The sequence below is a fragment of the Poseidonibacter ostreae genome, from assembly GCF_009208075.1.
In the GTDB taxonomy this organism is placed as follows: Bacteria; Campylobacterota; Campylobacteria; order Campylobacterales; family Arcobacteraceae; genus Poseidonibacter; species Poseidonibacter ostreae.
The window spans coordinates 1-9,750 of record NZ_WFKJ01000067.1 but is presented as its reverse complement, the minus strand read 5'-3'; the positions used below and the strand labels follow the sequence as shown (position 1 = coordinate 9,750).

General features: G+C 26.0%; 12 protein-coding genes and 1 pseudogene. 6 read left to right on the top strand and 7 right to left on the bottom strand.

Annotation, left to right across the window (positions count from 1 at the left end; all coding sequences use genetic code 11):
* Window positions 1-161: 161 nt before the first annotated feature.
* Window positions 162-1,781, top strand: a complete 1,620-nt coding sequence (locus GBG18_RS14260; protein WP_152192148.1) for a cation:proton antiporter domain-containing protein — start codon at window positions 162-164, stop codon at window positions 1,779-1,781.
* Here GBG18_RS14260 and GBG18_RS14255 read toward each other — a convergent pair whose 3' ends face one another.
* The 5 genes from GBG18_RS14255 to GBG18_RS14235 all read right to left on the bottom strand — a co-directional run bounded on the left by GBG18_RS14255 (window position 1,782) and on the right by GBG18_RS14235 (window position 4,535).
* A complete protein-coding gene (locus GBG18_RS14255; RefSeq protein WP_152192146.1) occupies window positions 1,782-2,129 on the bottom strand; it encodes a nucleotide pyrophosphohydrolase in 348 nt (115 codons plus the stop codon). It abuts the gene before it with no gap.
* An 8-nt stretch (window positions 2,130-2,137) separates the two neighbouring features.
* On the bottom strand, window positions 2,138-2,758 hold the full coding sequence (locus GBG18_RS14250) for a HipA domain-containing protein (RefSeq protein WP_152192150.1): 621 nt from the start codon (window positions 2,756-2,758) through the stop codon (window positions 2,138-2,140).
* A gap of 19 nt (window positions 2,759-2,777) precedes the next feature.
* Window positions 2,778-3,119 carry a HipA N-terminal domain-containing protein gene (locus GBG18_RS14245; RefSeq protein ID WP_152192144.1) on the bottom strand — a complete coding sequence of 114 codons (342 nt, stop codon included), beginning with the start codon at window positions 3,117-3,119 and terminating at the stop codon, window positions 2,778-2,780.
* A complete protein-coding gene (locus GBG18_RS14240) occupies window positions 3,112-3,363 on the bottom strand; it encodes a helix-turn-helix domain-containing protein (protein WP_152192142.1) in 252 nt (83 codons plus the stop codon). The genes GBG18_RS14245 and GBG18_RS14240 overlap by 8 nt, the downstream gene beginning before the upstream one ends.
* Before the next feature lie 86 nt (window positions 3,364-3,449).
* Window positions 3,450-4,535 carry a methyltransferase gene (locus GBG18_RS14235; protein WP_152192141.1) on the bottom strand — a complete coding sequence of 362 codons (1,086 nt, stop codon included), beginning with the start codon at window positions 4,533-4,535 and terminating at the stop codon, window positions 3,450-3,452.
* Between the two features lie 156 nt (window positions 4,536-4,691).
* On the opposite strand from GBG18_RS14235, the gene GBG18_RS14230 reads away from it, so the two are divergent.
* Complete coding sequence (locus GBG18_RS14230; RefSeq protein WP_152192139.1) at window positions 4,692-5,693, top strand: tRNA pseudouridine(13) synthase TruD; 1,002 nt, start codon at window positions 4,692-4,694, stop codon at window positions 5,691-5,693.
* A gap of 4 nt (window positions 5,694-5,697) precedes the next feature.
* On the opposite strand, the pseudogene GBG18_RS14225 reads toward GBG18_RS14230, so the two are convergent.
* Window positions 5,698-5,931, bottom strand: a pseudogene (locus GBG18_RS14225) (thioredoxin family protein); the annotation flags it as partial.
* A gap of 12 nt (window positions 5,932-5,943) precedes the next feature.
* Window positions 5,944-6,075, bottom strand: a complete 132-nt coding sequence (locus GBG18_RS15685) for a hypothetical protein (RefSeq protein WP_255467396.1) — start codon at window positions 6,073-6,075, stop codon at window positions 5,944-5,946.
* Window positions 6,076-6,235: 160 nt separating this feature from the next.
* Between GBG18_RS15685 and GBG18_RS14220 the strand changes: the two genes are divergently transcribed.
* From GBG18_RS14220 to GBG18_RS14205, 4 genes are all read left to right on the top strand, one after another.
* Window positions 6,236-7,690 carry a protein adenylyltransferase SelO gene (locus GBG18_RS14220; RefSeq protein WP_152192136.1) on the top strand — a complete coding sequence of 485 codons (1,455 nt, stop codon included), beginning with the start codon at window positions 6,236-6,238 and terminating at the stop codon, window positions 7,688-7,690.
* A 109-nt stretch (window positions 7,691-7,799) separates the two neighbouring features.
* The gene (locus GBG18_RS14215) at window positions 7,800-8,891 is read left to right on the top strand and encodes a hypothetical protein (RefSeq protein WP_152192134.1); all 1,092 of its coding nucleotides are present in this window, start codon (window positions 7,800-7,802) and stop codon (window positions 8,889-8,891) included.
* On the top strand, window positions 8,881-9,291 hold the full coding sequence (locus tag GBG18_RS14210; RefSeq protein ID WP_152192132.1) for a hypothetical protein: 411 nt from the start codon (window positions 8,881-8,883) through the stop codon (window positions 9,289-9,291). The genes GBG18_RS14215 and GBG18_RS14210 overlap by 11 nt, the downstream gene beginning before the upstream one ends.
* Window positions 9,291-9,750, top strand: a 460-nt coding sequence (locus tag GBG18_RS14205) for a hypothetical protein (RefSeq protein ID WP_226898712.1), incomplete at its 3' end; no start/stop codon positions are given. The genes GBG18_RS14210 and GBG18_RS14205, both read left to right, overlap by 1 nt.

Here is a 9,750-nt window from a genome sequence, read left to right as displayed (position 1 = left end):
AACCTGTAGATTTTGGAGAATATTCTAAAAGGTAAAGGTTTTAATTAATATATTTTAAGTGCTTTAAATCTCAATAAACAAGACATTTCCTAATTCTTTTTGTTTACCTTCTATACATTATAAAAAAGCATATATATTATTTTTTTTGGTAAAATGCTTCAATGGAATCAATATTAGTAATTATTTTTATATCTTTATCACTGGCAACTATTTTAAATATCTTTTTAAAAAAATGGGGTATTTCACATATCATAGGTTATATAATAACAGGTACTATTTTAAGTAATATCTTTAACTTTAATAATCAAAATAATCTACACGCCCTTGAATTAATAGCAGAGTTTGGAATCGTTTTTTTAATGTTTACAATTGGTCTTGAAATGTCAATATCTAAGTTAAAAAAAATGAAAGAGATTCTATTTTTAAATGGCTCTTTGCAAGTAGGTCTTAGTACAATTATTATCTTTATGCTTTCACATTATGTATTTTTAATTGATATTACATCCTCTATTATTATTTCACTTGCTTTTTCACTCTCTTCAACTGCTGTAGTATTAACTTATTTAAAGCAGTCAAAAGATATTTATACGCCTTATGGAGAAAAGTCAACTGCTATTTTAATTTTTCAAGATTTAGCAGTAATACCAATACTGTTACTTATTGGTTTTTTATCTAATTCTACCCTTTCAATTCCTGAGATTTTACTTCAAACATCAGTTGCTGCAGCTGGAATCATATTATTTATGTTTACAATAGGTAAAAAAATTGTAAATTGGCTTTTATATTTTGCCACAAAAGCTAAATTAGAAGAACTTTTTTTAGGTTCGGTTTTCTCTATTGTTATAGGTACCTCTTTATTAGCACATGAAATTGGTTTTACTTACTCTTTAGGTGCTTTTATTGCAGGAATGATTATTGCAGAAACTAATTATCATGTAAAAGTCGAATCAGATATTTCATCTTACAAAGATTTACTTTTAGGTACTTTTTTCTTTTCTGTTGGAACAAAGATTGACATTACATATTTTATTTATAATCTTCATTATATTTTTGCAATATTGTTATCAGTAATGATAATAAAAGCACTAGTAATATATTTTATAATTAAAAGAAAAGCTAATAAAAGTGATTCAATTAAAGCTGCATTTGCCTTATCTCAAGTTGGTGAATTCTCTTTTGCTGTATTTGCTTTAGCTTCAAGTAATACTCTTTTATCAGATGAATTAAGTAAGTTTCTTATTTTAGTTACAGTGCTTTCAATGATTATTACACCTTTTATTGTGAATAATATATATAAACTTGCTTCATTTTTTGTTGTAGAGTTCTTTGAGTCGGATAAAATCACACCTATTAATGCTAAAAATCATATCATTCTTTGTGGATATTCTACTCTTGGAAGAATAGTAGCAAAACAGTTAGAAGAGAAAAAAGAAGAGTTTGTAATCATATCTGATGATTTAAGACATGTGTTATTAGCACAAAAAAGAGGGTATAAAGCCTATTTTGGACATTTAAATAAATCTCCTGTTTTAGAGTCTCTAAAAGTAGATGAAGCATCAAGTATTATAGTTACTGTTCGTAATCTTACTCGTAAACGACTTATTTGTGAATCACTTTTATCATTTAAAGAAGATATCAATATTATTGTGAATGTAGATACTGTAGCAGAAAAAAAGAGCTTAAGGGATTTAGCTATAAAGTCTTTTGTTCTAGCTCAGCATGAAGTTGCAGATTTATTAGTTCAAAAAGCTTTAGACAATGATTTGAATATAAAACTTTAGTTACTTCTTCTTCCCATAACTGATTTTTTCTCCATTTTCATCTAGCAGAGGGTATTTAAGTTCATTTATTTTCATTTTTTCTTTTATAGCATCTTCTAAGTTTATATTTAAACTCATGCACATTCTTATTAAATAAACTGCAATATCAGCTATTTCTTCTTTTGCGTGTTGATGTTTGTCTTTATTTAAGTTTGCTGCTTGTTCAAAATCTAGCCACTGAAATATTTCTAAAAGTTCTGAAGCTTCAACATTTAATGCCATAGAAATATTTTTTGGATTGTGAAACTTATCCCAATCTCTTTGTTTCGAAAAATCTTTTATGATTTTTTCTATATTTTGCATATCCATAAAAATCCTTATATTTTATTTTTCCATATATCTTTTAATTTTTCTAAAAATAGAAGAACCTCGTTATTTTTAGTTTTATACTTATTTATTTCTTCTTTAGTTTTATCTATTGCATTTATACAGTCACTAATTATTTCAAGATATTCTTTACTATTTATCATACAAGAATTCTTTGCAAAAGATTTATAAGTTTTTTCTTTCCACCAAAGTTTCCCATCTGATATTCTTAGTGCTGGAATATCATTTTTGATGTAAATAGTTGTTGTAATTACATCATATATTGGAGTAAATTTTGCATCTTCAAAATCTTTATCATAAATGATTCCGTAGTTTTTAAGATGCCCATCCCCATTTTGTAAAAGGTGATTCATTACTATTGCTTTGAAGAAATCTTTTAGAGTTTTTTTTCTATTTTGTATTGGAATAATTTCTTTTATAACTCTTACTATCTCTTCATAAGAACCATTGTATTTATCATCTGTCCCTCGTCCTGTTAATACGCACATATCTTCAAAACCTAAATAAGTGTTATCTTCTTTTACATCAAATCTTTTCATTATAAACATTGATAAATCATCTGAAAGATAAAAGTCTTCTGTTTCTAATCCTGCGTTTTTAATAGCTCTCATACAAAAGTATTCATTTAGGCTAATTGTGGATATTCACTTGTTCATAATCTTCAACTATTTCTTTATATTTAACTCTACCTAAAACATAAGGGCCTATTAGTTCTAAAAAACCTAAATCATCCATTTTTTTGATTTTTGCAAAATGATTTTTGATTACTTCTTTTAGTGCACCTTCTGGAAGATTCATTTGGAAAATAGGGTGAAGTTTTTTTGAAGTCCAAGAGTTTGCACGAATTGGCATAGTAAGAGATACTAAATCTTTTGTATTTTCATTGTAGTTAAATATATAAGTATCATTTTCTTTGTAAAGATTACCTGCTAGTATTTTATTTGTAAATACTTTTAATTTATTGTTATTCATTTTCTAACTCCTCTTGGAGTTCTTCTAGTGTTCTAGGACGATTTTTTAATCGTATGCTAAACTCATAACCTAATAAATCAAGAATAGTTTCTACTTTTTTTATTCCAACTTCATCATTAAAACCATTTTCCATTTTAGATATTGTTTTTTTAGTGATACTAGAATATTCTTCTAATTGTTCTTGAGTTAAATTTTTTTCTTTTCTTAATTCTTTTAGTTTCGAACCTAAGTCTTCTAGTTTCAAAAAATATCCTTTTTTTAAGAAGTATAGTTCTTATTATAAGTATTTAATGCTTAGATAAGTATTATACTTCTCTTTTAAAAAGGTAATTATTTCTCTTTCTTATTTGCTAATACCCATAACTCAACTTTTTCATTTGCTCTTTCATCTGTTCTTTTTGTTCTTCTAGATGATGCTCTTACATCTCGTCTTAAATGTAAGTCTTTTCTAAATCGATTATTGTTTCTAAGCTCATCTATTATTGGATGAGAACTTTGCTCATCTACAACTTCTGAAAGGTTTGAGAAGATTAATACTATTTTCCCATCTTCTTTCAAGTGCTGTTTTGCTTGTTCGAAGAATCTTGGAAAAAGTTCATCTTCATAATACATAGCTTTATCAATTCCCTCTTCAAGTTTATGCTTTGCTTTTAACCATGGTGGATTAAAAACTATTACATCAGCTTTTTCTTCACAATTTTCAAATAAATCTCCATGATTTAAACTTATTTTATCTTCAAAGCCTAATCTTTGACACTCTTCTTTTACACCAATAATTGCATTTTTATTTGTATCCGTTGCTGTAATATTATTAAAACCATTTTGGATTAATTGAAAAGATAAAACTCCACTTCCCACTCCAATTTCAATTGCTTTTTCTTTTGAGCCATCATATTTTTTTAACCATTTATCAAATAGTTTTAAATGATCAAATCTTGTAGGGAAATATGTACCATAGTAAGGATAGATATTTAAATCTAATGTCTTAATCTCAATACCTTTTTTATACCATTGCCATGAGCTATTCATTCCTTGAACATCTGGATAAGAGATATAAAAATCTTTTACTTCTGGATATAAAATTTCTAACCAGCCAATATTTGGAGCTTTTTTTAAAGGTAATTTATTATCTATTACTTTTATTAGTAATCTATGTGAAGCTTCTCTAAAAGCAGAACGATATTCTCTTTGACCTTTAAAACTTTTATCTGTATATGTCTTTAGAAGATTTTTTTTAAGTTCTGCAAGAACTTCTAAACCATTGCTATAGTACTCTTCAACAATTACATATTTACCTGCAATTATATCAATAACAGTTGCAGCTGTATCCATTTTACGGTAGAAACTTATTGCTTCAATATCTGTTGTTATTATTTCTGGTCTATTAGCTTTGATTGCTTCTGTATTGTTATTCATATATTTATTCCCTTTATATTATGCGCCATTTTATTGTATAAGCGCTTATTTTAAGATTGGTATGAATTTTTAGATTTAAGGCTAAGTATTTAAAGCAATGAAAAGTAAATAAAACTTAGACTATAATTGCAAAAAATAAATACAAAGATATAACTTATGATTAAAAGAGAGTTCCTACAAAAGCACGAAAAATTAGATTTTAAATTCTATCAAAACGTTGATGATTTTATTGTTGAAGAAGTTCCAATTAAGTTTAAAGGTCGTGGTAATTTTATAATTGCAAAGATTAAAAAAACAAAATTAGGAACTTGGGATTTATTAGAGAGTTTAGCAAAAGGTCTTAGAATTTATGAAAATGAATTAGGTTATGCAGGACTTAAAGATAAAAATGCAACAACAACTCAATATATATCAATTCCAAAAAAATATTCAAAAGATTTAAAACAATTTAGACACAATAAAATTAAAATACTTGAAACTACACTTCATGGAACAAAGCTAAATATTGGAGATTTAATTGGAAACTCTTTTGAAATAAATCTTCATGAAGTTAAGATGGAAGATGTTGGAAAAATTGAAAAACTTTTAAAAGAGATTTCAATCGTTGGTATGCCAAACTATTTTGGTTACCAAAGATTCGGTCGTGATGGAAAAGAAAACTTAGAAAAAGCAAGAAAATATATTTATGAAGATTATCAAATCAAAGATAGAAAAATATCTAAGATGTTAGTATCTGCTTATCAAAGTGATTTTTTTAATAAGTGGTTAGTTGAAAGATTAAGTTTAAGCGAAGATACATTTGTTCCAATGGATGGTGATGTATTTAGAGAATATAGAAGTGATGAATTTTTTACTCCAAAAAATTTAACACCTCAAATGTTAAATGATTTTAATAATAAAAAAATAGTTCCTACTGGATTATTACCTGGAAATAAAGCTTTTAGAAGTATTAAAAATGCAAGAGAAATTGAAGAAAAATATGATGATACATATATTCAAGAAAAAGGTTATAGAAGGGATGCGATTGTTTATCCTACAAATATAAGTCTAAACTATGATAAAAACAGTAGTAAGTGTAAAGTAAAATTTACTTTGCCAAAAGGCTCTTATGCTACAGTTTTAATTGAAAATATTGCCAATAGAAACCTAAGAGCTTAGGTTTCTATTTAACAGAAGAGTTTGAAAAATACTCTTTTTCATAATTTTTTAATTGTTCTACACTTCGAACTCCAAGTTGCTTACCAACAATTTTTCCATTTTCTAAGTAAATTAAAGTTGGAACACCTTTAATTTGGTATTGAGCTGTTAAAAGTTCTTGCTCTTGAATATTTAGTTTATAAATCTCTACGTTATCTTGTTTGCTTGTATTATATTTTGTCAAGTTTTTACCTAAAACCTTACAAGACCCTCACCAAGTAGCATAAAAATCAATAATTACATTTTTATTTTTAAGTTTATCTTCAATGTTTTCAAGAGTTAAATGCTCAAAAGCAAATAATGATGAAAAACCAAGAGATAAAAATAGAAGTAATTTTTTCATTTTATCAATCCTTTTTATTTGACAAATTATAGTTTTTCTATGTGTAGTCTTTGTTTAGAATATAGATAAAAGTCTAAATAAGACAATTTTTATCTTATTTTATAAATAGTTTTGATATCTTGATTTTACAATTAAATATTTTATTAAAAGAGAAAAGATTATGAAATTAAATGACTTAAAAGTTGATATGGATTATTTCCATATGGATACAAAATTATATGAAAAATTAAAAGCAACACCTTTAAAAAATCCAAAGCTTGTATCTTTCAATAAGCAAGCTTGTGATTTAATAGATTTAGATTATACTGAGTGCGAATCGAAAGAGTTTTTAGAGTTTATGAATGGTGTTAAATCCTTAGAAAATCAAGATAGTTTCTCTATGGTTTACGCAGGTCACCAGTTTGGATATTTTGTACCACAATTAGGAGATGGACGGGCTATAAATTTAGGAAAAATTAACTCTTGGCAGCTGCAAACAAAAGGTTCAGGTCCAACTAAGTATTCAAGACAAGGTGATGGTAGAGCAGTTTTACGATCTTCCATTAGAGAATATATTATGAGTGAAGCAATGCACGCTTTAAATATTCCAACTACAAGAGCTTTAGCTATTATTGATTCAGATACATTTGCTCACAGAGAATGGGAAAAAGAGTCTTGCTCAATTGTAATGAGAATGTCGCCTTCTTGGATAAGAATAGGTACCTTTGAATTTTTTGCAAATACTCAAAACTCAAAAGAAAATTTAATAAAACTTGCAGATTATGTAATAGAGCAAAACTATCCACACTTAAAAGATGTAGATAAAAAATATGAGAAAATGTTTTATTCACTTGTTGATAAAACAGCTTCAATGTTAGCAAAGTGGCAAGCATATGGATTTATGCATGGAGTTATGAATACAGATAACTTCTCAATGGCAGGTCTTACCATTGATTATGGCCCATTTGCATTTATGGATTATTTTGATAAAAACTCTATTTGTAATCATACAGATGCAGAAGGACGATACTCTTATAATAACCAGCCATATGTTGCAAGATGGAATTTAATAGTTTTAGCAAATGCATTAAAAGAGATTTGTGATGAAGAGAAATTACTTGAGTATATGAAAACATTTTTACCACAACATGAAAACGTATATTTAGAACTAATGAATCAAAAATTAGGTTTAAATGCAGCTAAAAGTGGTAGTAGTAATTTAGATTTAATACTTGAACTTTTAGGTGCATTAGAGAGTTCTAAAATAGATTATAATGTATTTTTTCATAGACTAAGTTCTATAAACTCTTTTGATGATTTATCTTCAATTTTAGATATTTCAGTTTTTCAAGAGCCACTTAAAGATTGGTTTGATTCTTATAAAGTAGTTTGTGAAAAACAAGAAAATAATTTTGAGCAAAGAATTGAAATTATGAAAGAAGTTAATCCTAAATATATAATCAAAAATTATATGCTTCAAGAAGCTATAGAATTAGCTCATGAAGGTGATTATTCTTTAGTAAATGATTTATTAAAAATTGCTCAAAATCCATTTGATGAACATGAAGAATTTGATAGATATTCAAAGCCTACGCCAATGGAGTTTGCAAACATAAAACTTTCTTGTTCTTCTTAAACATAAAAACTTAATAGCTCTTTGGAGCTATTTATAATTTTACTAAAATTGTTACTTTCTGTTTAATCTGTTTAGATACTATTTACTTATTATAAATATAGGATAAGTAATGCTAGATAGCTTCTTTAAAATAATCATATTTTTACTATTTTCTTTCATTTTTTTAAAGGCAGAACAGCTTAGTGATTCTTTTAGATTAGATGGATATGGAAATATTAGTATGAACAAATCTAAGCTTAAAAATAAAGATAAATTGGATTTTTCAGGAGGACTTCAAGGTCGATATCAAATAAGTGATAATATATCTATAACAGGACAAATACACCTAAAGGAAGGATTGAATTCACAAGGAAGAGAATCAAACTCTTTAAGTGATTATGATAGCGAATTAAAATGGTTGTATATAGATTACTATTTTAAAAATGACATTACACTAAGAGCTGGGGCTCTTCAATTTCCTGTTTTCAAATCTTCTGAAACAGGTGATATTGGATATACATATACTTGGACAAAAACTCCTCTTAGTTTTTATGGAGTATTTGGTTGTGATGACTTTAAAGGTATAGAGCTTTTAAAGAATTTTTCATATAAAGATTTTGATTTTTTAGCACAAGTATCTTATGGAAAATCTGAAAATGAACTTAGTGATGGAAGAGGAAATACTAGAGAGGGCGATGTAGATAATTTAGTTGGACTTACATTAAAAACTACACACAATAATTTTTTATTAAATATTGGTTATTTACAAGCAGATTCAACTATTGTTACAAGAAACAATAGTGATATTATTGATTCAAATGTTGATTTTAGTATGTATGCTTTAGAATCAGAAATTTATCTTGATAATTATACTTTAAAGTCAGGTTTAATAAAAACAAATTTAACAAATGTATTTCCAGAAGATATAAAGTATTATACTTCTCTTGAATATAGTTTTGAGGATTTTACTCCATATATTTTATACTCAAATGAAATTCTAAATTTTAAAAATAATTCAAATACTTCGCCTGATCTAAGAAGAGTTATAACAGATAAAATGAATATTGAAAAATACTCTTTAGGATTAAAATATGATTATAGTGAAAATATAGTTTTTAAAACTAGTTTTACCCATGAAAAAGAGTTTTTAAAATATATAGATTCAGAGGATAAAAGAAACTCAAATGACACTTTTATAGGAAGTATAAACTTTGTATTTTAAATTTTTCATGTTCCTTTTTTTTAGTATAAATCTTAATGCAAGTAGTTTAGCTGTAATTGTTTCAAAAGATTCAAGTATAGAAAATATAAGTAAAAAAGAGTTATCAAAGATATTTTTATCAAAAACAAAAAAACTTCCAAATGGTGATAAATCATTAACTCTTGAATATATAAATAAAAAATATCAATCAGAATTTTATAAAATAGTATGTAATAAAAATGAAAAACAGCTAAAGAAGTATTGGGCGAAAATGATATTTACAGGAAGAGGGCAACCTCCAAAAAAACTTAAATCTATAGAAGAGTTAATATCTTTTGTACAAAATAATAAAAATGCAATATCTTATATCCCAACTTCACATATGAATGATAATTTAAAAATAATTATGGAGATAAGATAATGCCTTTTAAAATCTCAATTTTTTATAAGATGCTTATAGCTCCCCTTTTAGCTGTCGCTTTATTTGCTTTATTTATCATAAATATTTATTTTCAACAAATAGAGGGAAAAGAGTATATTGAGTCTATATATCAAAAGCATTTTCCTATTTTAAATATTGCAAATGAAAATAGAATATTGTTAGATAATATTATAAAACTAACAGAAGATGCAGTAGTTGCAAATGAACAAACATGGCTAAATAATACTAAAGAATATAAAGAAAAAATAGAAAAAAACTTTAAAGATTTAAGCAAGTTAGATATAGATGAAAAAACTATATTTAAAATGCAGACTATTTTTATTAAGTATTTTAGCAAAACTATAGAACTTTCAACTCTCATGATAAATAATAGTGAGGATTGGAATAAAATTGAAATATTAACAAAAGAGATGACAAGTTATTTAGAAGATACAAGAA

What these genes read in the sequence shown, in the direction of transcription:
- GBG18_RS14215 (WP_152192134.1), top strand. Translation starts at nt 7,800, where the DNA reads ATGCTAGATAGCTTCTTTAAAATAATCATATTTTTACTATTTTCTTTC.
- GBG18_RS14260 (WP_152192148.1), top strand. Translation starts at nt 162, where the DNA reads ATGGAATCAATATTAGTAATTATTTTTATATCTTTATCACTGGCAACT.
- GBG18_RS14250 (WP_152192150.1), bottom strand. Translation starts at nt 2,758, where the DNA reads ATGAGAGCTATTAAAAACGCAGGATTAGAAACAGAAGACTTTTATCTT.
- GBG18_RS15685 (WP_255467396.1), bottom strand. Translation starts at nt 6,075, where the DNA reads ATGAAAAAATTACTTCTATTTTTATCTCTTGGTTTTTCATCATTATTT.
- GBG18_RS14245 (WP_152192144.1), bottom strand. Translation starts at nt 3,119, where the DNA reads ATGAATAACAATAAATTAAAAGTATTTACAAATAAAATACTAGCAGGT.
- GBG18_RS14235 (WP_152192141.1), bottom strand. Translation starts at nt 4,535, where the DNA reads ATGAATAACAATACAGAAGCAATCAAAGCTAATAGACCAGAAATAATA.
- GBG18_RS14220 (WP_152192136.1), top strand. Translation starts at nt 6,236, where the DNA reads ATGAAATTAAATGACTTAAAAGTTGATATGGATTATTTCCATATGGAT.
- GBG18_RS14230 (WP_152192139.1), top strand. Translation starts at nt 4,692, where the DNA reads ATGATTAAAAGAGAGTTCCTACAAAAGCACGAAAAATTAGATTTTAAA.
- GBG18_RS14255 (WP_152192146.1), bottom strand. Translation starts at nt 2,129, where the DNA reads ATGGATATGCAAAATATAGAAAAAATCATAAAAGATTTTTCGAAACAA.